This window comes from Hungatella sp. L36, from assembly GCF_014288035.1.
In genome coordinates, this window is sequence record NZ_JACOPC010000008.1 from 190,132 (window position 1) to 215,088 (window position 24,957).

General features: G+C 49.6%; 21 protein-coding genes. All 21 read right to left on the reverse strand.

Going from position 1 to position 24,957, the window contains the following annotated elements:
* Window positions 1-24 precede the first annotated feature (24 nt).
* Window positions 25-837, reverse strand: coding sequence for an HAD family hydrolase (locus H8S80_RS19400; RefSeq protein WP_181987904.1), 813 nt, complete (start codon window positions 835-837; stop codon window positions 25-27).
* Window positions 838-891: 54 nt separating this feature from the next.
* Window positions 892-2,241, reverse strand: coding sequence for an ABC transporter substrate-binding protein (locus tag H8S80_RS19405; RefSeq protein ID WP_117621474.1), 1,350 nt, complete (start codon window positions 2,239-2,241; stop codon window positions 892-894).
* Between the two features lie 26 nt (window positions 2,242-2,267).
* Complete coding sequence (locus H8S80_RS19410) at window positions 2,268-3,116, reverse strand: carbohydrate ABC transporter permease (RefSeq protein WP_117621475.1); 849 nt, start codon at window positions 3,114-3,116, stop codon at window positions 2,268-2,270.
* Between the two features lie 3 nt (window positions 3,117-3,119).
* On the reverse strand, window positions 3,120-4,010 hold the full coding sequence (locus H8S80_RS19415; RefSeq protein ID WP_117621476.1) for a carbohydrate ABC transporter permease: 891 nt from the start codon (window positions 4,008-4,010) through the stop codon (window positions 3,120-3,122).
* 5 nt (window positions 4,011-4,015) lie between these two features.
* The gene (locus H8S80_RS19420) at window positions 4,016-5,062 is read right to left on the reverse strand and encodes an ABC transporter ATP-binding protein (protein ID WP_117621477.1); all 1,047 of its coding nucleotides are present in this window, start codon (window positions 5,060-5,062) and stop codon (window positions 4,016-4,018) included.
* A gap of 39 nt (window positions 5,063-5,101) precedes the next feature.
* Window positions 5,102-6,394 (reverse strand): alkaline phosphatase family protein, encoded by a 1,293-nt coding sequence (locus tag H8S80_RS19425; protein ID WP_117621478.1) that lies wholly within the window; start codon window positions 6,392-6,394, stop codon window positions 5,102-5,104.
* A gap of 309 nt (window positions 6,395-6,703) precedes the next feature.
* Window positions 6,704-7,579: a ribokinase gene (locus H8S80_RS19430; protein ID WP_117621479.1), complete on the reverse strand. Its 876-nt coding sequence runs from the start codon at window positions 7,577-7,579 to the stop codon at window positions 6,704-6,706.
* 105 nt (window positions 7,580-7,684) lie between these two features.
* Complete coding sequence (locus H8S80_RS19435; protein ID WP_117621480.1) at window positions 7,685-8,827, reverse strand: nucleoside 2-deoxyribosyltransferase; 1,143 nt, start codon at window positions 8,825-8,827, stop codon at window positions 7,685-7,687.
* Window positions 8,828-8,842: 15 nt separating this feature from the next.
* On the reverse strand, window positions 8,843-9,796 hold the full coding sequence (locus H8S80_RS19440; RefSeq protein WP_117621481.1) for a nucleoside hydrolase: 954 nt from the start codon (window positions 9,794-9,796) through the stop codon (window positions 8,843-8,845).
* A 63-nt stretch (window positions 9,797-9,859) separates the two neighbouring features.
* On the reverse strand, window positions 9,860-10,267 hold the full coding sequence (locus H8S80_RS19445; RefSeq protein WP_055657627.1) for a secondary thiamine-phosphate synthase enzyme YjbQ: 408 nt from the start codon (window positions 10,265-10,267) through the stop codon (window positions 9,860-9,862).
* Window positions 10,268-10,281: 14 nt separating this feature from the next.
* Complete coding sequence (locus H8S80_RS19450; protein WP_117621482.1) at window positions 10,282-11,424, reverse strand: SIS domain-containing protein; 1,143 nt, start codon at window positions 11,422-11,424, stop codon at window positions 10,282-10,284.
* Between the two features lies 1 nt (window position 11,425).
* Window positions 11,426-12,328, reverse strand: a complete 903-nt coding sequence (locus H8S80_RS19455) for a nucleoside phosphorylase (RefSeq protein ID WP_002601209.1) — start codon at window positions 12,326-12,328, stop codon at window positions 11,426-11,428.
* Window positions 12,318-13,352, reverse strand: coding sequence for a carbohydrate kinase family protein (locus H8S80_RS19460; RefSeq protein WP_117621483.1), 1,035 nt, complete (start codon window positions 13,350-13,352; stop codon window positions 12,318-12,320). The genes H8S80_RS19455 and H8S80_RS19460 overlap by 11 nt, the downstream gene beginning before the upstream one ends.
* A 201-nt stretch (window positions 13,353-13,553) precedes the next feature.
* Window positions 13,554-15,662, reverse strand: a complete 2,109-nt coding sequence (locus H8S80_RS19465) for an ADP-ribosylglycohydrolase family protein (protein ID WP_117621484.1) — start codon at window positions 15,660-15,662, stop codon at window positions 13,554-13,556.
* Window positions 15,663-15,674: 12 nt separating this feature from the next.
* The gene (locus H8S80_RS19470; RefSeq protein ID WP_117621485.1) at window positions 15,675-17,861 is read right to left on the reverse strand and encodes an ADP-ribosylglycohydrolase family protein; all 2,187 of its coding nucleotides are present in this window, start codon (window positions 17,859-17,861) and stop codon (window positions 15,675-15,677) included.
* A 71-nt stretch (window positions 17,862-17,932) separates the two neighbouring features.
* Window positions 17,933-18,775, reverse strand: coding sequence for a carbohydrate ABC transporter permease (locus tag H8S80_RS19475; protein ID WP_002601213.1), 843 nt, complete (start codon window positions 18,773-18,775; stop codon window positions 17,933-17,935).
* Window positions 18,776-18,784: 9 nt separating this feature from the next.
* Window positions 18,785-19,654: a carbohydrate ABC transporter permease gene (locus H8S80_RS19480; RefSeq protein WP_117621486.1), complete on the reverse strand. Its 870-nt coding sequence runs from the start codon at window positions 19,652-19,654 to the stop codon at window positions 18,785-18,787.
* A 106-nt stretch (window positions 19,655-19,760) separates the two neighbouring features.
* Window positions 19,761-21,197, reverse strand: a complete 1,437-nt coding sequence (locus tag H8S80_RS19485; RefSeq protein WP_002601215.1) for an ABC transporter substrate-binding protein — start codon at window positions 21,195-21,197, stop codon at window positions 19,761-19,763.
* Between the two features lie 472 nt (window positions 21,198-21,669).
* Window positions 21,670-22,725 (reverse strand): LacI family DNA-binding transcriptional regulator, encoded by a 1,056-nt coding sequence (locus tag H8S80_RS19490; protein ID WP_243007872.1) that lies wholly within the window; start codon window positions 22,723-22,725, stop codon window positions 21,670-21,672.
* A gap of 178 nt (window positions 22,726-22,903) precedes the next feature.
* A complete protein-coding gene (locus tag H8S80_RS19495; RefSeq protein WP_117621488.1) occupies window positions 22,904-23,995 on the reverse strand; it encodes an ADP-ribosylglycohydrolase family protein in 1,092 nt (363 codons plus the stop codon).
* 42 nt (window positions 23,996-24,037) lie between these two features.
* Window positions 24,038-24,955 (reverse strand): carbohydrate kinase family protein, encoded by a 918-nt coding sequence (locus tag H8S80_RS19500; protein WP_117621489.1) that lies wholly within the window; start codon window positions 24,953-24,955, stop codon window positions 24,038-24,040.
* Window positions 24,956-24,957: the final 2 nt, after the last annotated feature.

Genomic DNA, 24,957 nt, shown 5'->3' on the forward strand with positions numbered 1-24,957 from the left:
TTCAGTATACCATAATTTCCCAGATTATGGAACTCCATTGCCTGTCAGACAGAACTTTTTCACCGCCTCAATCACCCCACAGGCACAGGCGGATGCGGCGACATAGTCCGCCGAACTTTTCAGGATTTCATTGGCATTGGCCACCGCAACTCCAATTCCCGCTTCCCGGATCATTTCCAGATCATTCGTGAAGTCCCCGCAGGCCATCACATCTTCCATACCAATCCCCATAAGCCCCGCCAGTTCCCGGACTCCCGTTGCTTTATTGCACTGTACCGGCCCCAGCTCAACCGCTACATCGGAGTACGTTGTAATCCAGTATTGGGAGGAATATGGCTTCAAAGCCATTCTGATCCTTTCTATTTTTCCTGTCCTGTGTTCATCCATAAACATAATTTTAACAAATTTTTGTTCTTTCCAGTCCACTGCACGATAATCCAGCAGCTGCTTAAACCGGTTTCCCAGTTTTCGATGTTCCGTAACATAATCGGTAACACTCAGAGCGCGCTCCTGGTATGCATCGGAACAGGTTACCGTAAGCCCCGCCCGGTTTGCATCATTTATGATGTCCCTGATCGGTTCTGCGCAGAAGCCTTTCATCAGGACGCAGGTGTCATCCACAAACACGCACGCCCCGTTTGCTGCAATATACGGTTCCGTGACATGCAGCTTCAACCGGATATCCTCGATTAATTCCTTCGTTCTTCCGGAAGCGAGAGAAAAATAAATGTGTTCATTTCTGCACTGATCCACAATCTGAATCAGCTCCGGGATCACGGTTTCCGAATGATCAATCAATGTGCCATCCACATCGCACACAATTAATTTTACCCTCATAATTCCTCCTGCCTCTGATGGCTGCCGCATCTTTACGGCAGCCATATTTTATTATCACTCATTTAAAATTTCCAGACACTGCTTTTCAGTCTTATCCAGAACCTCTTTGGCAGAGACATTCTCGTCCATGAGGAACTCCGTTACCATGTCTTTAATGGCCTTATGCACTTCCGGCCCCTGTTTTGAAATCGGTCTGGCCAAAATGTACTGCAGCTGATCCACCGCTACCTTAAACTGCGGCTTTTCCGCATAGAAGGCCTTCATGGCATCACTCTCCACGGCACTGTTTGTCACCGGAACGTATCCGGTATTCTGTGACGCATAAATCGTCTGCTCATCCTCCAGCACCCATTTCATGAATTCCCATGCCGCATTGGTCTCCTCTTCGCTCTTATTAGAGGTAAGAATTAGATTGGCGCCTCCTGTAGGAATCGCAAACGTCTTATTTCCCGGCAAAAATGCAGTCGCACAGTTAAATCCGTTGTCCTTTGCCACATCCAGGAAGTAATTGATATCCGCTACCGAAGCGAAAAGCATGGCGCAGTTCTGAGATGCAAATTCTGCTTTCGACATATTGCTGGAATCGCTTCCGAAGAGAATATTGACTCCGCCTGTCTTCTGCAGATCTCTCCAATAATTTAATACGGACTCACCGGCTTCATTGTTAAAGTCAAAGCCATTTTCTTCTTTGTTAAAAATGGTTCCTCCAGCCTGCCCTAAAAATGCCTCAAAATACCATTCATTTACGATCGGGAAGCACAGGGCATCTTTCCCCTGCGCCGCCATCACCTCCGCATAATGTGTAAGCTCATCCCAGTTTTCCGGTCCCTTTGGATCGAGTCCTGCGGCTTCCAGCATATCTGTATTTACGAACATCAGAGGTGTACTGCGCATATACGGAAGCGCGTAAAGCTTTCCGTCCACATAGGAATTCGTCATCAGACCTGTATTAAAATTGTTCAGATCATATCCGTCCCGGGCAATAAGATCCGTTAAGTCCCTTGATATTCCCGACCGGGCAAACGTACCGACTGAAGCCGTTTCGTTCATCGTAATGGCTGGTGCCTCCCCTGCTGCAAAAGCAGCCTGTGTCTTGGACTGCACATCGTCATAGCTTCCCTGATAGGATGCCACCACCTCAATCTTATCCTGGGACTCGTTAAACCGTCTGGCCAGTTCCTCGTTTGTCTCTCCGATCTTGTCTCCCCAGGCATACCAGAACTCGATTTTTACCTTTTCTCCCCCGGTGTCGGCTGCCGCTGCCACGGTCTCTGTCTCTGCCTGTGTGGTTCCCTGGGTATCGGCAGGCACCGCAGCCGTCTCTTCAACAGCCTTCTTTCCACATCCGCTTAAAAGGGTGCCGGCAAGCAGCAAAACTGTCATCATAGCTAATGTTTTCTTCATCTTAAACCTCTCCTTTTCTCTCCTGTTTACTTTTCTCCCGTATAGGTAAACGCCCGTATGATATGGCGCTGGGCACAAACAAAGACTATCAGAATCGGCAGAACTAATATCACATTGCCTGCCATTAAAACGTTCCAGGAAGCGCCGCCTTCTGTATTTTTCAGCATGGAAACACCGATGGAAAGCGTGCGGACCTTATCATTGGTTGTCATAACAAGCGGCCAGAAATAATCGTTCCAGCGGCTGATAAACGTCAGAAGCATCAGCGTGACGATAGTTGGCCTCGCCATTGGAACCATAATGTGCCGTATGATCTGCCACTCACTGGCTTGATCCAGCCTGGCTGCCTCTAAAAGCTCTTCCGGAATCTGCATAAAACTCTGCCGCAGCATAAATATCCCAAACGCACTGGTAGAAAACGGAAGAATCATGCTGACGTAGGAATTGATCAGTCCCATCTTGGAAAAGATCAAAAACAGCGGCATAAAGATCAGCTGTCCCGGTATCATGAGCGTCATCATCGTAATCCCAAACAGGATCGTCTTCCCCCGGAATTTGCACCGGGCAAATGCATAAGCGGCCGGAACAACAAGCAGCAGCTGCAGGATCATGCTGGAAAATGTGATAATGGCACTGTTTAAAAAGAAATGCAGAAACGGCCCCGATTTCCACGCCTTTACATAGTTCTCAAAATGAAAATCAGACGGAATAAAAATCGGCGGATTTGTCAGCGTTTCCCCAATGGACTTGACTGACGTGGATACCATCCACACAAATGGAATAATGAACAGCACCAGCAGTATGGCAAATCCGATATACTGGACGACCGTCAATACTATTTTTTTCAATCGGTATGTCAGTTGCAATCGTTTCACCCCCTATTGGTAATGTACTTTTCTTCCCAGTAAATTAAAATAAATAATCGTCATAATTCCGACCAGTACCAGCAGCACCACTCCCGCCGCAGAGGCGTATCCCATTTTATAAAAGCGGAAGCCATTCTGGTAGATATAGTAAACCAGTGTGTTGGTGGAATTCATAGGCCCGCCCTCTGTCATGATGGACACGGTTTCAAACGCCTGAAATGAGGTAAGGGTATTCATTACCACCAAAAAGAACAGGTTAGGCGAAATCATGGGAAGAATGATCTTAAAAAAGGTGACGATTCCGGGCGCCTTATCGAGAAGCGCTGCTTCGTAAATCGACTTCGGAATACTCTGCAGCGCAGATATCAGGATCAGAGTATCGTATCCAATCAGCTTCCAGACAGATACCAGCACCAGAGACATCAGCGCCGTATCCGGCCGCTGCAGCCACATGGAGGGTTTGACGCCAAACAGCCCCAGCAGCCAGTTTAACAACCCATAGGACGGTTCCATCATCCACATCCAGATAAAGGACACGGATACCAGAGAAATAATGTGGGGGCTGAAAATTGCTCCCTGTACAAATGCGAACATTTTTCCAGGATGGTTTAACCAGACCGCCAGCACAAGTGCAAGTACGATCGCTATTCCGACGGAACAGAACGTATAGATCAGCGTATTGGACAGCACCTGGTGGAATTCCGCCTTGGAAAACAGGGTAATAAAGTTCTTCAGGCCGACAAAATCCTTCGTTGGACTTATGAAATCCCATTTAAAAAGGCTTAAGTAAATCATGTAGAAAATGGGATAAATATAACAGAACAGAAAAACTGCAATCGACGGCAGAACCATTATGTAAGGCCGGATCCCATCACGGAATGAAGTCTGTTTCTTATCTCTCATATTCTCTACCCCTCTCTTTTCCCACAGTTCATCCCAAACGCTTTTCCGCTGTCATCAAAGAAAAAGAGATGTTTTCGCTCTATTATCAGATTCACCTTTTCTCCCGGCTCGGGTAAATAATCTGAATAATTCTTCATCTGAATCTTTCCCGCCTCTGATTCAAAGGTATAGACCGCTTCCGCGCCCAGAAGCTCTCTCGTCTGTACGACCGCCGGCAGGACCAGAGCCTCGCTGCATTCCTTGTCAAGGCTGATCCGCTCCGGCCGAAAGCCTACATACCGGCAGCCCGGCGGACAGCATACCGCGTCATGAAGCTCCTCTGTCGCCAGTATATTCATGGGCGGTGTTCCGATAAACTGAGCGGAGAATATATTTTCAGGGCAATGGTATACCATCATCGGCTTTCCCACCTGCATGATCTCTCCCTGATTCATAATAACAATTTTATTTCCCATGCTCATCGCCTCGACCTGGTCATGAGTCACGTAGATAAAAGTCGTTCCCAGTCTGTCATGAAGCTGAATCAGCTCGCTTCTCATCTGACCTCGCAGTTTCGCGTCTAAGTTGGATAGTGGTTCATCCATGAGGAATACACTGGGTTTCTTCACCATGGCCCTTGCCAGGGCAACCCTCTGGCGCTGACCGCCCGAGAGCTCACTCGGCTTTCTGCCCAGGTATTCTGTCAGCCCCACAATATCGCTGACATCCCCGATCAGAGTATCGCGTTCCTCTTTCGGAACCCTTCGGTTCTTAAGTCCAAATTCAATATTATCTCTCACGCTCATTGTCGGATAGATCGCATAATTCTGGAAAACCATGGCGATATCCCGTTTTCCCGGCGGAACATAATTGACACATTTTCCAGAAATCCATATTTCTCCTGAAGTCGGCTGCTCCAGCCCGGCAATCATCCGGAGAATCGTAGACTTCCCGCAACCGGAAGGCCCTACAATTACCGAAAATGCCCCATCCTCGATCGTCAGATCCACGTGTTTTACCACCGCGGTCTCCCCAAAGCTTTTACAGATATCCTTTAGTATAATCTCAGCCACTTAAAGTCCCCCTCCTATCGGCCAGGTTAGTATACCGTATCAAGGGCGTACTAACAATTCATGTAAGCATCTGCCTTCCAGACCTTCCATCTCCACTCCCAGAACTGCGGCAAATGTCGGCACTTCATCCAGGATACTGCACTCCCGGATTGTAACGTTCTCCTTAAAATCCGGGCCTTTCGCCAGCAAGACCGGCTGCGGGCCCAAGTGAGGCCGGTGTCCATGAGAGGTCTTCACGTAATCGTAATCAGGATCTTCCTCGTTGATCACGACCCTGCCATCCCATTTTGCTGCAAATGCAACGCCGCCCACGCCTTCAACCACATACTCAAAGGGACCTGACAGCTGGAATTTTTCCTCGGCTTCGCGCCTCGTATAAATCGCCTTAATCCCAAATGCTTCTGTGTCTTTTGCATATTCCAAGATGGCTTCCACTTTTTTCCGAACCTCTGTATCGGCCGCATCTGCCAGCAGAATCTGAGCCGAAAGCCCGGAAGAATGGCAGTATGCCTGATAACTTACAAGCTCACCGTGATCGTCTGTCTGAATCAGTCCCTCTTCTTTAAAAAGTACATTTAAATTCACCTGCTTATCCACCTTTAAATGCCCATGGTCACTAACAATGATAAAATTGGTTTCGTCAAACCTGCCGCTTTCTGAAACCGCCTGCTCCAGTCTGCAGAGCCAGCTGTCCACTTTCCGGATCGCATCATCGATGGCTGGTCCAAACATACCGTTACCATGACGCGCAATATCAACTGCCGACACATGAATCATGGCTAAATCAGGCTTTTCGTTCCGGATCACATCTTCTGCGACCGATACTCCGAATTCATCCAGCTCCGGCTTCGGATGCCAGCCGAGTTTAAACCGGTGTTTTTCAAAATACTTGTCAAACAGCTGCGGGGAACAGTTCTTCTTATATATAATTGCAGGATCCTCCCATTTTTGTAAATCCCATACTTCCGGCAGAAGCCAATCGATATCCGCCTGTGCCGTCACCGGCCACATCACGGCGTGAGTTGTCAGTCCTTTCCGGTGCGCCGCATCAAATATGGTCGGAACCTTACAGTCCTGAATCTGCCAGAACCAGTCCGGCGAAAGACGCCCCGGCATGACGCGCTCATTGTTGTAAATTCCATGATTCATCAGATTTCTCCCTGTCATCTGTACTACATGGATAGGATAGGTCAGTGTCGGATAGACACTCATGACCTGCTCCACTCTCGCTCCGCCATCCATAATCTTCTTAAATCCCGGAAGTGTGGAAGCAAGTTTTAAATCTTCGCCAACCAATGCATCCACAGATACTATTACCATTTTCTTTGCCAAAGCTTTCCTCTCCTTTTAGCTATAGTTATTAATGTATTGCTTTTAATACATTTGATAGTAAAAAAATTTGAAGTGTTTCTATATTTCGTCTTTGCTTTCGCTTTTTCGTTCTTTCTTGTTCTTTCTTGTTCTTTCTTGTTCTAATATATTATCTTTAATACATTTATATTATAACGAATTTGCTTTCATATTTCAATAGCTTTTTCAAATTTTTTTTTACCACATTTATCACAAACATTTTTTTCAAGTACCACCGCTTGAAACTGTCGTAACAGGCAGGAGAAAGGGTGATTCCTCCCGCCGTTATCTCTACCTGACTTCCTCCACCCCCGGAATCGACGGTACCGCCCCTTCTCTCGACACCGCGATCCCGGCCGCACGGGCGGCCATATCCAGCGCTGCCTTCACATCACCTTCCAGTTCATACGTCCCCAGAAAATACCCCAAAAACGTATCGCCGGCCGCAGTCGTATCCTTCACCCCGTAGCGGTAGGCTTCCTGCCGCAGGATCATGTCTCCCTGGCAGTACATGGAGCCATCTTCTCCCAGTGTCAGAATTACGGCCATCCCGGGGTACCGGGTAATCAGATTTTTCACTATCTTTTCCGGTTCCTCTTCTCCGGTCAGGCCATAGCCCTCCGTCTCATTGATAATGAGCCAGGAAACTTTAGACAAGTCCATGCGCAGCACGGTATCATCGATCGGCGACGGATTAAAGGCGATCCGCATCCCCCGTTTTCCCGCCATTTCAATCAGATATGGGACATTGCTGATCTCATTCTGGGATACAAGAATGTCTCCTTCCTGGAAATGGGCCAGGACCTCGTCGATCTCCGCCGGACTGATCTCTCCGTTGCTTCCTGCGTAACAGATGATTGCATTCTGGCCGTCTGCATCCTTCTGTATGATGGCGCTCCCGCCCAGGCCCCCACTGTTTTTCAGCCATGTACAGTCCACACCGTCAGCCACCAGAATCTCTTTTAAGAATTCGCCGTCAATTCCAATCTTACCGGCGTGAAAGACCATGGCTCCTGCTCTCGCCATCGCCACCGACTGGTTTAAGCCTTTTCCGCCCGGGAAATCCTTAAATCCCACGGCGGAAATGGTTTCCCCCGGCCTGACAATGTGAGGAACCGAGTACACGTGATCAATATTCAGCGATCCATAATTTAAAATCCGAGCCATGTTCTGAAACTTCCTTTCCTGTTTTATCAACTATATTTAGTATACACGGAACACTGCATTTGGGAAAGGTTCCAGGAAAATTCCTTACCAGTTTCTTCCATAATCTCACCCGTTCAGTTCCTTCGCCACCCTCTCAATCACCTGTTCAAAGCTTCCCTCATAAATCTTCATGGAGCTTCCGAACATTAAATTGGCCGGATAATTGAAATTCTCCACATTGCTGCCTGTCATATCGCGGAACTCTGCGGCCTCGCCCAAATGTGGTATTTTTTCGATGCACGGTCTTGCGTCTTTCATATAGGCGAACAGCTTTTTCCCCATTTCAAACCCCATACCGCATTCGAATCCCACATCGTTGGAGCACTCATAGCCGCGGTAATCACTCAGATCGGCAATTACTGCATCACAGCTTCTCACCAGCCGGCAGTAATTCTCCGTCAGGGCCGCCGCTCTCACATAGGGGTTGAAGCCTTTCGTCTCCGGAAATCCTTCCGCCCAGTCGCAGGGAGTGACGGCCTCAAGACCGTAAGAAGCGCAAAGCTCCTTAAGGCGCCCGTAAACCTCCTTCGCATCCTCTTCATACCGGATCACATCGGATAAGTAAACTCTCGGCTTCGCCGGTGCGCCGGCCGGATCATGTGCCTCATTTATCCGGCCTTGCACCTCATTCGCCGTCCCAGACGCTATCCCATCCCGCGCTGCGGCCATACCGCCCGTTCTTCCCTCTGCCTTCCACTCCTCCTCTAAATCCGTCATCAGCATGGCGAGACAGTCGTCGAAATCGCCTTCTACGATCTTCGTCGAACCTACCACGGCCGGTGAAAATGGCAGCTCCTTATAAGGCGCTATTTTCCCATTTTCATCGTAGACAACGCCATCCTTCATCACATACTTCTGATCTTTCCATGCCAGCGGGCGTTTATCTCTCGTGTAGCCGTAGCATTTTAATCCATCCGCATACGCCATTCCGATCTCGTAGATTGTTCCGCTGTCCGCCTCGGAGCCGCGGTAAGCCTCTAAGTCAGCGATGATGACCGTAGTCTCCTTCATGATCATTTTCAGATCCTCGAAAATGCTGTCTGCCCGCTTCTGAAGATCCGGATTTCCCATATCCAGCGGATGCTCGTTGGGAAGCGTTACGCCGAAGCCCAGGCTCTCCGCCCTCCGTCTCATTGCATTTAAAATGTCCGGGCCGCCCTTATAGAAACATTCGGGTCCCGCTATATAGATCTTTTCTTTTTCAAACATACGCAAACCTCCCGCTTAAGCCAGCACAAGCTTCATGAGAAGCTTTAAGAATCTTTCGTAATCGGCGCTCTCTCCGATTTCCACAACCGGCAGCGATTCCCATACGAAATGGTGTCTCCGGTCCAGAACCGTCATTCCCAGCGTCAAATCACTCTTCGTCTCAATACCCACATGGCCGGAAATAGTGTTTACCAGGGTAGCATCAATGGCGTATCCGACCGCCATACAGTCGATTACCGCACAGTACGCCTCAAAGCCTCTTTCATTTACAAAATGAACGGCCTGTAAGAAGAACTTTGCCTCCGGCTTGTCGCTCTCCTCCAACATGCGGATATCTTCATCCGTCAAATTCACATCGAAATGAGTCGCCACATCGAGGCCCAGCGCCACCAGCTTCACACCGGAATTGTATACAATATCGGCCGCCTCCGGGTCCACATACACATTCCATTCGCTCTGCGGCGTATCACCTGTAGCATTGGTATATGCGTAACGGTTCAGCCCGAACGCTCCGGATATCGCATAGATCCCGGCGATCATCTCTTTGATCTCAGGCGCCTTTTTCATGGCCATGGCCACATTGCTCATGGGGCCGGTGCAGAGGATGTAAATTTCTCCCGGATTTGACTTTACCGTATCTATGATCAATTCCACCGCGTTCTTATCGCTCAGCGGCGTCACCGGATCGGGAAGGTTATTTTCCGCCTGACCGTCCTTCCCATGGGTAAATGGGTCCTTCGGGCACTTTCTCACCATCGGCTCCGGCATTCCCTTACCAACCGGGATATCCGTTCTTCCGATCAGCTCCAGCACCTTCAGCGCATTTTTGCTGGTTACATCGACGCGGTAGTTTCCATTTACCGCTGTAATCGCCTTTACCTCCAAGGCGTCTGATTTACAGGCCATAATAATGGCCATGGAGTCGTCCATACCCGGATCACAGTCCAGGATTATTTTCTTTTTATCCATTTTATTCTCCTCTTTTCTCAATCTGAGTGCTCCTGCGAGCTTCTTCCAGTTCCGGGAGCGTTTCTACGCATCCGCCTGAATCTTCACAAAGAATTCCCGGTTTCTCGGTCCGTCGAATTCCAGGAAATAGATGCCCTGGGAACCGCCGACCAGCAGCTTTCCCTCATGCACGATAAAATTCCCGGAAATGCCGAGAAGCGCCGATTTTACATGGCCCGCCGCATCCTGCGGGGTGTCGTGCTGGTGTTTGAAATCGATCCGGGTCGGCACCAGCCTGCGGATCTCCTCGTCCAGATCCAGGAACCCGTCCGGATCCCATGGAGAAAATACCGCCAGACCCGCTGTGGAATGAGGATTGTAAACGAGGCAGGTGCCCTCTTTTACTCCGCTTTCCTCCACCGCCTTCTTTACGTGTTCCGTGATATCGTAAACCTCATTGTATTTCGTCTTTATTTTAAAGTTTTTCAGCATTTTTCCATCCTCCGCTATTTCAAAACGATCTCATTATTCTGGACACAGAAGCCATTTTCGCAGAAGCTCCATGGTCCTTCACATCCGCGCCCATACTGCTCTCCCAACATGGCGGAGAGGTAGCCGGCGAGAAGAGACATTGGGACGAACTGGGTCACCGGCATATTGACCGGATATTTGGGAGACGGCACGGTTACACAGGATACGCCTTCCGCTCCATCTCCATCGGTGATGACTAACATCGGCCGTCCCAGCTTCTTTCCGTAACGAATTACGTCCTTTGTCCTGCTGAGTCCCGGATTCGTGGTATTGGACACCACCACGGTGCCGATGTGTTCCGGATCCTTAGCGAAACAGTTCAGATGGAACCATTCCTCCGAGTTGATATGCATGGAATATTTTCCTGTGGCCTCCAGCATCTTCGCCTGGCCAAACCATGCCGCCGCGTAGTCGAAGCCCGCTCCTACAAAGTCAAAGCAGGGGAAATCCTTCCATTCTTCCGCCATCTTTGCACACGTTTCCGCCATCTGCGGCAGAAGCGCTTCCAGCAAATCTCCCTGATTTTTCATATCATAGCGGTAGTCCATGGCCTGATCCATGGTGTACATGCCCCGCACCTCACCGATACGGACAGCCAGCAGAAGGAGCGCCATCACGCTGACCATATAGCTTCTCGTTCCCGGCGCGCTCTCAAAGGGCGGAATATCCAGCTTCAGCACCTTATCCGAATTCTGGGCCAGTGGGGAAGTCAAATTTCCTGTGATCCCAAGGACGAAACAGTCATGGAATTTCGCACGCTGTACCGCCTCCGAGATCCGGGCAACCCGGCCTGAATTGCTGACCGCGATTACAAGGGGATTCTGGCTGTCCACGCCCATGTGGCGTTCACTGTAATACCGTCCGAAATCGATGGCTGTCACCACCTCAGCCTGAATACCTGTCAGCATCTCAAACACATGCTTTGTCGCCATACAGGCCGCATAGGAATCACCGCATCCCGTCAGCACCACACGCTGAATATTAAATATTTCCTGAAAAGAAAGGACTTTCCTGGTCTTTACTTCCAGGTCCTCATACTGGCTCCGGATCAGCTCCGGGAGGCTCATCGCCTGTCTGCACATGGGGTTGTCATACTCTTTCGTCAACATTTCACTCATATCACTGCTTCTCCTCTGCCTTTTTCTCGTTCTTTTCCTGATCTAACCGGTTTAAGACCGCACAGCCCTCCAGTGCGATATCAATCGCAAACTCATGGCCGCCGCCCGCTTCAAACTTCTCTCCGGTGCAAAGATTATCCGCAACGGAACAGATGGAACCGCCCCTGCGTCCAAACAGCGCGGACAGAGTCACGATCGCCGCAGATTCCCGGTCACCGTTCAGCACGCCGGCCCGGTTGTAGATTCCGGCTATTTCAATATTCCACGGCTGTAAGTAACCGCCGACACCCGGTCTGCCGCCGCCCACAAAATCGCTGTCCACGGACAGGGTCACTCCCACATGGTATGGCGCTCCCAGCGTTTTGGCGGCTTCTACCATGGCGCCTACCACCTCATAGTGGCTGACCGCCGGATATCCTGCCGGTATGTACGCTTTCGTCATGGCCTCTTCCCTGACCACACCGCTGGCGATCACCACGTCTCCCGGCTTCACCTCATCGCCGATTCCGCCCGAACCGCCGACCCGCAGAAACGTTCCCGCGTCCGTATATTCCATAAAATCATATAAAATCAGTTCCATTTCCGGCGATCCGCTGCCGCCGCTGACCACGGTGATCTTCGCCCCTTTATACGTTCCCGTATAAGAGGTAAACATCCCGGAATTGCCGATCAGCTCTGCATGCTCCAGTCTGTCCGCAATCTTCTTCGCCGGGTCCACATCGTAGGCGCACAGGGGATCCCTCACCGTAATCAGGACAAAATCCCCCACCTTTTCGTGGTCAATCTGGGTAAGCGCCGGACGTCCTTTGATCATAAGCCCGCGCTCCGGCACATTTTTATAGTATTCATACTGCTCATGTATCCGTCTGATGGACGGTTTCTTTCTGATTTCCTCACTCTTCATTCGGGTTCTTTCCTTTCATTGTCTCTAAAAGTCTCTGTGCGGCCTCCCGCTTCTCCATTCCAATCTCGTCCGGAACGCCGTACTGTTCCAGGCACATGGCGGCCGCTATACTCCCCATCAGGCCGCACTCCTCCGGGGTATGGCCGCTGCACCACCCGTAAAGCACCGCACCCGATGAACTGTTGCCGCCGCCTGTGGGATCCACCACATTTACGTGATCCACCGTGGGCACGTACACGGTCTCTTCCTGCGTAATCATCACCGCTCCCTTAGAACCTCTGCGCAGAAAGATCAGCTTCAAATGATTCTGTCCGGCAAAAGGAGTGGGACCGCCCACATTTTCTCCAACTGTATGAGGGGAACTCTCCATATCCCGCTGTACAGCTTGAGCGGAACTGTCCATCCAGCCCCTGAATTTCCCAATTATCTCGTCCAAAGACTCTGTTCCGAATAAATTCCGGGCCTCCGTTAAATTAATCGAAAAGATATCTACATTTCCGGCGATCCGTCTCACCTCTTCCAGGCATTCCGGACAGGTGGAATCGCTGGCAATCTCCCACATGACGGCCGCCGCCCGGGAGCGTGTCTGAAAACTGCTTTCCATCATGGGAAGAATCCCGTTCCAGAACTCCGGGGAGGTATTCTTGAAAATGTAGATCCCCTTTGCCGTCTGAAAATATGGCTCCAGCTCTTCCCACGTCACCTCGATCTTCCGGTAATGATCCGCCCCGTACAGGGCCGTCTCACTCCGCTCTCCGTCCTCAAAATACTGGATTACGTTGTAAGGCGTCTTCTCGTCCTTTTGGATCAGGTCATCCATGGAAATATGATTCTTCTTATACCATTCTCCAAACATTTCCGCATAGTCTTTTCCCACGCCCGTCACAGGCATGACGCTGTCGCACCAGAGCCGGATTCCGCACAGCGCATAGATCCCGGCTCCGCCCGCCTTCTTTTCCACTGTCTTTTTATCAGCAAACCTTATCTCATCCGTAACAACTGTCGATGCTATAATATAATCCATGTTCTGTCTCCTATTTGTAATGCAGCCGATTTCTTATGAAAAACAAAGAGTCCGGTTCGCCGGACTCGCGCGCCGGAGTGACCTCACTTTGAGGGGCCGTACACCGTTGGGTCAGACCCCGCGGGCGCTTCAGCGGCCATATTTCCTAAGCGCGGAGTGCGCATCCCCCCGGAAGGTTATTGTTTCATAGGACGAACCATCCTATGAAACAATAAAGCTGTCACACGTCATAGTTCCTTTCGAAATTGTAAATCCGGCTCCGCCGCCCGAGTAAGCGGCATCCTCCACCTCGATCAGCTTCTCCCCGTTCACCGAGAATTCCAGCTTCTCCTGATGAGCCGCAAAGGTAAGCGTATATCCCACATCCTCCTGATAGGAGTAGGGTACCTCCGCCAAAATCACCCGTTCCCGATCCTTCTGTACGTATACCACGGCGCGGCTGTAATCCATGAGTGCGGCTCCATAGTACCGCTTATGGCCCCTGCTCCTAACCACCAGGCCTCCGGCCTCATGAAGGCTGTAGAAGACTGTTGATGACACGGTATAATCTTCCCATTCCCTGCTGCCGATCGTCACCAGACCATCTGCTTCCACATTGGATACACAGTAGGTATGTTTGAAATCTGCCGCAAACTGAACCGCGGAGCTGGCAAAGCCGGCCAGCCAAAGCGGATTCGTATTCCAGATGGAGGTCATCAGCATGCCTCTCTGTGCGAAGTCCGTGGGCGCTCCCTTCCAGTCGATGCTGTAGATAACCACGTCCCCGTCGAAACGTTTCCTGCCCGCAACCTCATATCCCAGTTTAAAGATGGACATGCCCTTTGTATCCGGCACGGTCCACTCAAATGTCTTTTTCGTTTCATCCAGCAGAACCGCATCTCCGTACATGGCTCTGACCTGATTTTCAATATCGTAATAGAGAATATACGGACGCAGAGTCACTGCCTCCTGTGAACCGGTGCGGGGAGAACCAGCCAATCCCGCCTTCGTCACCACCTTCTGAGAGGAGTAAAGCGTCGGAGACGCCACGGTAGAAAAGTTCTGCGCCAGCTTCGAGAAATCGATAAATGTCTGGGTGGAAACGTCCGCGGTCACTCCGTCCGCCACGTGGCGGCAGCGGATCAGCAGGCCGTTCTCCTCCGATATTTCATTGTAATTGGAAAGCTCGATGCACGCCTGACTGCCGTGGTCGTAGTCACATGCTGCAAAGCCCTGAAGAGAACCGGGGTATTCGAAGGTGTACCGTTTATCCGATACGGAAACCGATTCCCCGTGCAGTGCGGCCGCAGCCTGAAGAACCTTTTTGCTCTCTATCACCGCATCGGAGACAACAGACCCGCCATCCGAGGTAACGACATACATCAGATCGGCCACCGGCGTCCGGAAGTCCGCTCCCGCATTGATTCCATCAAGCCCCAGCCGGATTCCGTTGAACGCGCCCACATTGCCCGCGTTGCAGTCCGTATCCCAGGCAGCCGAGGAGGCGATGGAGATGGATTTCTGGAAATCGTCTCCGCCCAGCAGAATGGCCGCGATCACCATGGCGTGGTTGGGAATCATATGGCAGCAGCCTGGAAATACTTCATAGCCGTATTTCGGATCCAGGTAGTCACGGACCTTTCTCCAGTCAGATTCTCTGCTGCAGATATCCCGGACATCACCGATCATATCCTTTAAAACCTGGTTCTGCACATAGCCCCCCGCCCGGTCCAGAAGCACATTCACGTCTTTTTCCGTAAACGCCATCGCTTCCAGCGCCGCTAAATGGCAGGCTGCCTCGACTGCAATGCCGTCATGGCTGACGCTGGCCGCTTTTCTCACCAGACTTACCGCCAGATCCGGATCATCGGGGCAGGCCATGGCGATCGCATCGATGAAAATCTGTGCTCCGATCTGCTCCGCCAGCGTGGTTCCATTGGTCCTGACCGCTCCGCTCTCCGGCGCATCCATGCCGTTCTTCAGATTCAAATAAGCCGTGTGCTCGGTTGACCGTCCCAGGCCGCCCCACCATAGAATCGTCCGGTTTTCGATGATATAGTTCAGCCACGTGTCCCCAAACGCCTTCGCCGGCAGTTCCCTGTCATATCCATTGTCCTCCAAAGCCCTGAAAAATGCGAACGTTCCGGATATGTCGTCATCCGCCACAATTAACGGAACTCCCACCTTCTCATGAACATAGTATTTCACCTCATCAAAGGTTTCCCTGATCTTATCGTAACTCCAGCCTTCCACAGGGCGGCCTAAATAGACACCGATAATCTTCCCCAGCACGCCCGCATAAATCTGTTCTCTATATTTTAATACACTCACGCTTTTTTCCTCTCAATCCTTCTTATTCCTGCGGGAGCAGATGCGTTTGACCTCAAAGCCATCCGCCAGTATCGCTCCGGAATCCACTATAAAGCCCGCTCCGCCGCACAGGTAACTCTCATCCTGTCCGCTCACCGCTGTTTTCCCATCCACTGCCAGAGACAGCCGCGGGCCATCCAGAGTAAAGGCAAGCTCCCGGGTATCGTCAATTTCAAAATCAAAGGCAGCTTCCGCCACTACGGTGCGTTTTGCATCGCACTGCTTGTAGATCACAGCCTTTTTATCCTTCAGCACTGCCCCGTAATACCTTCTGTGTCCCTTTGCCCGGGCCACAAGCCCTGCCGCATCCTGCTGGGAAAATGTAATCACCGATTTCACAGAATAGTTATCCCAGTCCATAGTACCCGTCGTCACAACACCGTTGGGCGCCGCATGGGAGATGGAAAATGTCGTTGTATAATCCGGGCAGAAATGATCCGCAGATGAGACAAATGTCTTCAGCCATGATGTGGTCGTCGTCCACGGAGTCAGGGTCGGCGTCATTTCCATGGATCTTCCCATGCGGTAGCACTCCGGCGCCCCCGACCAGTCGAGAGATTTGATAATCACGGAACCATCCAGACGGGAACCGCATGCACCGCTTCTTAAGGACATCCCCAGCCGGTAGATGGCGTGGCCGCCCACATCGGGAATCCGCCATTTTATCTGATTATCTCCGTCGTTAAGCTGGAAGGCGCTGCTGGATAAGGTCTCCAGCTCATCTTTCTCATTAAAGTACTCGATGAAAAAGGTAAAGGCCGGGCTTACCGCTCCCGCCGCTATAACGGCCTTCACTTCCTGGCCGCTGTACAGGGAAGGGGAACAGAGCACGTCAAAGTAGCTGGTCCCTTCCTTTCCCTTCGGCTGAAGGTCAATAAAGGTATCGATACTGGCAGTCGCATGTACTCCAGGCCCTAAGCCGCGGTAAGAAAGGCGGCATCCATACTCTTTTGTCTCCTCATTACCATTCTGCGGATCGCAGTGCCAGGGACTTTCCACCAGATTATCGATTCCGCACAGTACCTGTTCTTCCGTATTCTTATCGTAAGGAACAATCCCCTGAACGGCGCCCGGATATTCGAAGGCCAGACGCTCCTCCGGGAAATCAACCGGCTCATATTCCAGACGGCAGGCCGCCTTTAAGATTTTCCTGGTCTCCTGCACCGCATCTGAAATGCAGGAGCCTCCGTCGCTGGTGACCACATACAACCGGTCCGCCACAGCCTTTCTCAAATCCGTGCTCGTGCGAAAACCATCGAGGCCCAGCCGAATTCCATTCAGACAGCCGACATTGCCGGAATTGCAGTCCGTATCCCAGCCGGAACTGCAGGCAATCATACACGCTTTGTTAAAATCGTCGCCGCCCATGATAAATGCCATCAAAAGAGTCAGGTGGTTTGTCACCATCGGACAGTTACCAGGATACTTCTCATATCCATGGTGATCTGCGATCCACTGTCTCACTTCCCTCCAGTCAGACGCCTTGGCACACTGTTCCCTGACCGCTCCGACCAGTCGGATAAATTCAGGATTTTCTATGTAGGCAAGCCCCGCATCCAGCAGCCTGTCGATATCCTTCTCCACAAAGGCCAGCGACTCCATAACAGCCAGATAAACCGCTGCGTCGATGGCGATTCCGTCGTGGCTGACGCCAGCCGCTTCCCTGGCCATCTTAGCCGCCCGCTCCGGATTGCCCGGATTTGCCATGGCCCATGTGTCGATAAAAATCTCCGAGCCGATCTGTTCCGCCATGCTCCGCCCGTTTAACTCGATGGAACCGCTCTTCGGAGCCCTGATTCCATTTTTAAGGCGCAGATACACGGTGTGCTCCGTGCTTCTCGAGAGGCCGCCCCACCAGAGGATGGTCTCATTCTCAATAATATAGTTTAACCAGCTGTCCCCGATCTGCTCCGCCCGGATATCCGGATCGAACTTGTTGTCCTCCAGACTCCTAAAGAACGCGAAGGTTCCCGAGATATCGTCGTCCGGAACGATGAGGGGCGCGCCCGTCCTGTGATTTTTATAGTAGTTGATTTCACCGAAGGTATCCCGGATGGCCTCATAGGTCCAGCCCTCTACCGGACGTCCCAGGTAAACACCGATGATCTTTCCCAGTACACCGGCGTAGATGTCATTTTTGAAACGAGCTATGTTTTTCATGTTGAATTCCTCCATTTATATCTGAGAGTGCTCTTAATTTTCTCTCTGTCTTTCTGCCCGCATGGGCGCACCTAGCCTTTCACAGCTCCGCTCACCATGCCGTCTACAAAGTATCTCTGAGCGCAAAGGAAGAAGACGACGATCGGCGCGATCAGGATTACCGAGGATGCCATCAGAATCGACATGTTGGATCCGTAGCTTCCGTTCATAGACAGAAATCCTAAAGTAGCGGTAAAGTTCTTTTCCCCCTGTAAGAAGGTACTGGATACAAGATATTCATTCCAGGACTGAAGGCCGATCAGAATTCCAACCGTGATTAACCCCGGCGAAACCACCGGACGCATCACATGCCAGATCACCTGTCCTGTGTTGGCCCCGTCAATTCTGGCCGCGTCCTCCAGTTCCTTCGGCACATTTAAGAAAAATGTTCTCATCAGAAATACCGACAGCGGCATAAACATAGCCGACAGAATCAGACTGGTTGCCGGAATATTTCCAATCAGGTTAAGCTTTGCAAAAGCATAATACAGCGGGAATAAGAACAACTGAATCGGAACAGTCATCGCCATCATAAAGTAGGTGAGTATGATGCCGCTCCCCTTGATCCGGTAACCCGACAGCACATAGCCCGCCAGAGTGGAGCAGACCAGAATGATGAGAATCGTACAGCCGCTCAGCTTGATACTGTTGATAAACCCATGGGCAAATTTACCTGTCGTCCACGCCTGGATAAAATTCTCCAGATGAAGCACTTTGGGAATCGACAATGGATTCCTTACGATTTCAGCATTTGTCTTAAATGCGTTGATGACTACCAGCGCAATCGGAAGCAGGCAGATAAGCAAAAGCAGAATCAATACAAAATGAATCAGCACATTGATCCATATTCTTTTCTTTTTCGAAGAAACTCCCATATTCTCCTCCTAATCCATGTTTTCTTTGCGGCTCATTCGCGTATAAATCAGAGAAGCAATCAACCCAAAGAAACTCATAAAGAGACCAACCGCGGCCGCCTTGCCTACCTTCATCTCACTGAATGCAAAGGAGTAGGCGTATGTACCAAGTACCTCTGTCGAATGTGCCGGACCTCCGCCGGTCAGCAGCTTGACGTAATCAAATGCAAGGAAGGAACCAATGACTATCATGACAAACATCAGATTTACCGTGGACTTAATATTCGGCAGATAAATGTAGCGGAATAACTGCCAGCCATTACAGCCATCGATCCTGGCCGCCTCCACCTGATCGGTCGGTGTCTGTCGTAATGCCGCCAGATAAATAACGGTTAAATAACTCCAGTAATGCCAGATATCGACGCCTGCACAGGCAAATATCGCACTTTTCATGCTGGCAAGAGGCGATCCTAAGTCGATTCCGAAACTCTTTAAAAATGAAACAACACCAACAACCGGGCTGAAAATCACGTTCAGCCACAGCATGGCGTTTACCGCCGGAGCCAGAACGTAAGGAATTAAAAATGCCACCTGATAGATACTTCTTGTCTTCGATCTCGATAAGAGAAGCATCGCGGCCAGCATACCGATACACACCGGAATCGTGATGAACATAATGGTCCAGATTAAGTTATTGCGGATTGCCAGAAAGAAAATCCTGTCGTGAAACAATTCTTTAAAATTCTGCAGCCCTATAAAATTAAAATTCTGCGAAATACCGTTATAATCCGTAAAGGAATAGACGATGGTCATGATTCCCGGGAGCAGGATAACGGACACGCTGATGAGCAGCGCCGGAGCAATCAAAAGATAATTCCAGTTTATCTTTTTACTCTTCATTGGAAACCTCCTCTTCATTGGAGAAAAATGACCGGTATGCTGTTTCCTTCCTGCATACCGGCCATCTCCCTTCTTCCCTTTTTAAGTTGCCTGTGCTGTGCTGATATCAGTTCATTGCCGGTTCCGGAATCGGAGGTACAAGGCCCTTTGCGAGCGCTTCCGCAAAATCCTTGTCTATCTTATCCAGATATTCGGATACCGGTACCGTATCGTACCAGACATCCTCAATGTTCACCATACTCTGCTGTGTGGAAGCCGGGAAAAATACATTGTCATAATATCCGAAATTTCCTTTATCCACAGCAGCTGAAATATTTTTTACAACGTCAACAAAGGACTGTGATAAATATCCCATCTTGCTGGTGTCAATGGTGGTTAAATCTTTCAGCGGAGTTCCCCAGTATCCCGGCCATGCGGTTGTCATCTCCTGCATGAATTCCGGCTGGAACATCATATCAATAATCTTAGCCGCCTCGTCCTTATGCTCCTGGCTTACATTGGCATTAATGGACAGTGTACAGGAAGCACCCAGAGTATACGTTTCATTGGGAACCGTCTCTGTGGAAGGGAATGGGATAAACGCAATGTTTTCTGTCTTATCTCCGGTAAAGAAAGACGCTGCCCACTGGAATGCGATTGACGGCCCAATAAAGAACGGAGCTTTTTCATCAGATAAAAGCTGCAGGGATTCACTGAAATTCAGGTTTACATAATCATCACCTGCAAGATATCCTTTATCCCACCATTCCTTTGACTTTTCGATCGCTGCGGTGACATTCGGATTGTTCCATTTTTCTTCTCCGGTCAGACATTTGTACATGGTCTCCGGTCCTGCTACATGAGTTAAAAATACGGAAGCATAGTTTTCATTCACTGGTTTCCAGCCCTTGTTTCCCGTAACAGATGCGTACAATCCCTTAGTGAGGGCGTCATCCATAATCTTCTCCATATCTTCGATCGTCTTCGGAACTTCCCAGCCGTTATCAGCCAGTACCTTCTTATTATAAAAGACTCCCATCGTGCTGACACCGCTGATTAAACTGTACAGTTTACCGTTCACGGTTCCAGATTCATAGAACGGCTTCAGGATCCGGTCACTCCACCCGTACTGTTCGGAATAGGTATCCAGCGGCTCCAGTTTTCCTGCCTCTACAAGCGGCATAACGAAAGATGGACCGGAACCATATACGATATCGGGTCCCTGATTTGCTGCCAGTGCAGTTGACATATCCGTATCAACCGATGGTCTGAATTCGATAGCGAGCTTATACTTATCCTGAGAGCTGTTATACTTATCTGCCAGGATTCGCTGCATCGCTTCCTGTGCGTACGGCTCTGCCCCCCAGAACCACAAAGTGATCTCTTCACGTCCCTTTAAATCCTGGCTTGCTGTTGTCGTCTCAGCCGCCGCCGTCTCACCCGCTGCTGCCGTAGTTCCTGCCGCATCGCTCTCCGGCGTGCTGGTTGTGGATATGCTGCACCCTGACAAAAGAGTTCCAACCATGGCAACTGATAAAGCTGCTGCAAAAAATCTTTTTTTCATTTACTTTTCTCTCCTTTTTCACTGAAATTTTCACGGTACCTTTAAGCGCTTGATAAATTTGTGATAAATATTTCTGTAATTTCATTATATCATTTTATCTACTTTTGTCAATACGAAAAATGAATTCAGAATTTTCATTTTCTCCCTGTATTTTAATGGTGATTTATTCTTATTTATCAGTCATTTTAACATATTTTTTGTACATAAAATCCAAATTTACGCAGATAAACAGGAGTTAAACTGATTCTTCTATTTTTTCCTGTTTTATTTATTCAAATTCACCGTTGAAAAAATGCAAAAAAATAAAGGCAGGAAACGAATCAATATTCTTCGTTTCCTGCCTTTGCAATATGTGGTATTTAACTTTTATTTAGCCTTTATTTAGCTTTTATTTATCCGTTATTTATCTATCAATCGACTTTTCCTTGCTGCTTATTGCGAATTACGGCGTTTCATCTTTTTTCACTGTGTCTTACCGCATTTCACTGCGCTTTGCTGAGCTCTGATTCATCTCTCCCACCGAATCACGCTCCACCACAAACGGCGTGAAATAATAGTTTCTGGCCGGTTCCGGTTCATCGGCGGCCGGCTCCTCGATTCTTCGCAGCAATACTTCAACTGCCTTGGAGGCCATCGTATCGGTATTCTGGTCCACACTCGTCAGCGGCACGTCCATAAGGCCGCACAGCTCCGTATTGTCATAGCCGATCACCGATAAATCACCGGGTATGCAAAGGTGATGCCCCTTTGCAAAGAGATACACGCCATAGGCCATCAGATCATTGCCTGCAACCACCGCGGTAACGCCTTTTCCCCACAGGAGCTCCATTCCGGCCCGTCCTGACTCTATATCGTAATTCCCGTAATAGACAAGATCTTTATCAAATGGAATCTTCGCCGCGGCCAGTGCTTCGCGGTATCCCTCCACACGCTTTCTGGAGGTGTAGACATTCGCCTCGCCTACGAGGCAGCCGATTCCGGTATGGCCGTGCTTAATCAAATATTCCGTGGCAATCCGCCCGCCGTGTTTGTTGTCCGCCGTCACAAAATCACAGAACACCGCATACGCCGCCCGATCCAGCAGCACCATGGGAACTCCGCTCTTCTGCAGCGATTTTAGCAGCTTCACATTTTCTTTATCCATCGTTCTGGGTGGTATGATGATGATCCCATCCACGTTCTTGGCCATCAGCCCTTCCACCGCCATATAGAAGCACTGGATATCGTCATTAGTGTAACACTGAAAGACTGTGTATTCCTGGTAAAACGCATGTCTCGACGTTTCCTCCGCCAGCCTGTGATAAAAAGAGCTCATCACGTCCGGCACCACCATGCCGAGCGTCTTCACCTTCTTAAACTCTGAAAAATCTATTTCCGATTCCTTCTGAAACTGCATTTCTCTGGTGACCCGAAGAATATGCTCCTTCGTGTCCTCCGCAATTCTGGAAGGGCGGTTATTTAAAACCAGTGACACCGTGGTGGGCGATACCCCTGCCGCTTTTGCAATGTCTTTTACTTTTACTTTCAATGTTATCCCTCCCAATGGTTAGTTGATAAATATATTTATCAATAATATATAATATTTATCAGATGACGTCAACTGTTTTCTTCTTTTCTCATGATTCTTTACATGCAAAATGAAAATATCCGGTAAATCCCTGCAACAGGAGATTTACCGGATACCAAAACAGCATGTCAGCCCCTGCTTACATACCACTCTCTGCCATACAGTTTTCTTCTCTGTAGCGCACCAGCCGGGCTGCCATCAGCTTATCGGCAAGACCATCGAAGGATATGTTATTTATTTCCTCAATTCTTTGCACCACCTCCCGTGTAATACCCTCTCCCTCATTAAAAGCGCCGCATATCCCGCAAGCAATAGCTGCAATCGTATCTGTATCTCCTCCTGCTCGTACCACATATTCCGCACATTTCTGCAGATCAGCTTTTGCCAGACAGACAAAAGAAATAGCAGCCGTTACGCTCTCCTCTACAGGAAGTCCGGTTCCGATAATATCTGCAATAAAATCTATAACCTCATCCTCCGTATGTTTTTTCATATACTCTTGGCAGAGTTCCAGTCTGGCGCTGACAGAGGGGGCTCCAATCTGATTTCCAAATACGCGGCCTCTCTCAGCCGCCTTTCGGGCAAAGCCAAGCATTTCCTCAAGCTTTTTGTCAGCAGACTGTCCCCCTTTTTCCGTCTTTTCGCATTCTCGTGTGCTCCTGATATTTGCCGCATAACAAACTGCAGCAGCCACTGCACAGGCTCCGCTGATGGCAGGTGATGTATTGTGGGTCGGCAGGCAGAGCCTCCTGACATCTTCGATTAAGTCGTCCAGATCTTTCACCTCATGAAGCAGTCCAATCGGAAGAATCTTCATCGCCGCTCCATTGGTAGTCCCTGTCACCCCAGTTTCTTCCATCGGAACACCAGCGGCAATTTTCTCCATCGCCTTAGCCGTGCTCGGTCCGATTACCGTATTACTCTTTGAGGATGTCTCCGCCCATGCTTTCAATAACTCCATGAATTTTCCAGGATCCACTTGTCCGCCACTGCCGCTCAGCATATCTATAACAAGAATCGTATTTATTGTATCATCCGTTACTTCGCAGGCTTTAAGCCCCTTGGATATAAAATTATTATCATCCCCCGGCAAATGTTCCCGAATTCTTCCGTACTCTGCAGCAATTTTTTCCCGGCTCCACATCTCCACTGGCATCCCAAACGAATCACCATAGGCTATTCCAACGAGGGCGCCACGAATTCGTTTCCACAGTTCTTCCTTCGCTTCCACAGCCTTCACCTCCGCTAAAAGTGTTTCATCCTTTACGCTCTGTCACAGATATTGACCTACCATCTCCAGATCAGGTGAAAATCTTGCTCCAAGGCCGCTGCACGTATGTGCAGCACAAGATGTGGCAAAACGCATGGAGGACAGCAGATCTTTCCCTTTGATGCAGTAAGAATAGATGAAGCCTCCCATGTAGGAATCGCCCGCTCCCGTAGTATCAATCACATTCACCTTTTTACATGGGACCTCATACTTCGTTCCATCCCGGTCATAAGCGGCCGAACCGCCGCTACCCAGAGTAAAGAGCAGAACTGCATCTGTATAATTTCTTAAATATCCGCAACACTCATCCAGGTTTTCAGTTCCTGTCAGATCAAAGACCCCCTGCCTGCACGGAGCAAAGACATCGACTTCCCTGATACAGGCAAGAAGTTCTTCTTTCGATACTCCCAGACCATTCATCGTTGCCAAGCCCACCTGCATATTGAAAACCGTTTCAATTCCTCGATTTCTGGCAGCCGTAATTGCCTTCATTGCCGGTTTTCCAGGGCAGAGATCTGTATAGAATACCTTCGCTTTCTCTACATAAAGCTTTTTCATATCATCAAATTCCAATTTTTCGAAGGTATCTCCCATGTTTAGCATAATGAATTTGTCACCATTCTGATCAATAACAATATCCGTGTGAAGTGTCACACCCTTATCAAACACCTCCATGCACGAAGTATCTACGCCTTCTGCTTTCAGATTATTCAGGATATCAAGCCCATACCGATCCTTCGACAAGGCCGCAATATAACCGCATTCCGCCCCTAGCCTTGCCAGTTGTACAATCACATTGCTTCCGCTCCCCCCTGGCTGATATGAAGTATTCTTAACCATGCAGAAGCCGTCTTTTTGCGGGAGCATATCCACCTGCATAAGAACGTCCATCGCAATCGTTCCAAGTCCACAAACTTCCATAG

What these genes read in the sequence shown, in the direction of transcription:
- H8S80_RS19400 (WP_181987904.1), bottom strand. Translation starts at nt 837, where the DNA reads ATGAGGGTAAAATTAATTGTGTGCGATGTGGATGGCACATTGATTGAT.
- H8S80_RS19405 (WP_117621474.1), bottom strand. Translation starts at nt 2,241, where the DNA reads ATGAAGAAAACATTAGCTATGATGACAGTTTTGCTGCTTGCCGGCACC.
- H8S80_RS19415 (WP_117621476.1), bottom strand. Translation starts at nt 4,010, where the DNA reads ATGAGAGATAAGAAACAGACTTCATTCCGTGATGGGATCCGGCCTTAC.
- H8S80_RS19430 (WP_117621479.1), bottom strand. Translation starts at nt 7,579, where the DNA reads ATGGCTCGGATTTTAAATTATGGATCGCTGAATATTGATCACGTGTAC.
- H8S80_RS19435 (WP_117621480.1), bottom strand. Translation starts at nt 8,827, where the DNA reads ATGTTTGAAAAAGAAAAGATCTATATAGCGGGACCCGAATGTTTCTAT.
- H8S80_RS19440 (WP_117621481.1), bottom strand. Translation starts at nt 9,796, where the DNA reads ATGGATAAAAAGAAAATAATCCTGGACTGTGATCCGGGTATGGACGAC.
- H8S80_RS19445 (WP_055657627.1), bottom strand. Translation starts at nt 10,267, where the DNA reads ATGCTGAAAAACTTTAAAATAAAGACGAAATACAATGAGGTTTACGAT.
- H8S80_RS19450 (WP_117621482.1), bottom strand. Translation starts at nt 11,424, where the DNA reads ATGAGTGAAATGTTGACGAAAGAGTATGACAACCCCATGTGCAGACAG.
- H8S80_RS19455 (WP_002601209.1), bottom strand. Translation starts at nt 12,328, where the DNA reads ATGAAGAGTGAGGAAATCAGAAAGAAACCGTCCATCAGACGGATACAT.
- H8S80_RS19460 (WP_117621483.1), bottom strand. Translation starts at nt 13,352, where the DNA reads ATGGATTATATTATAGCATCGACAGTTGTTACGGATGAGATAAGGTTT.
- H8S80_RS19470 (WP_117621485.1), bottom strand. Translation starts at nt 17,861, where the DNA reads ATGAAAAACATAGCTCGTTTCAAAAATGACATCTACGCCGGTGTACTG.
- H8S80_RS19475 (WP_002601213.1), bottom strand. Translation starts at nt 18,775, where the DNA reads ATGGGAGTTTCTTCGAAAAAGAAAAGAATATGGATCAATGTGCTGATT.
- H8S80_RS19480 (WP_117621486.1), bottom strand. Translation starts at nt 19,654, where the DNA reads ATGAAGAGTAAAAAGATAAACTGGAATTATCTTTTGATTGCTCCGGCG.
- H8S80_RS19485 (WP_002601215.1), bottom strand. Translation starts at nt 21,197, where the DNA reads ATGAAAAAAAGATTTTTTGCAGCAGCTTTATCAGTTGCCATGGTTGGA.
- H8S80_RS19500 (WP_117621489.1), bottom strand. Translation starts at nt 24,955, where the DNA reads ATGGAAGTTTGTGGACTTGGAACGATTGCGATGGACGTTCTTATGCAG.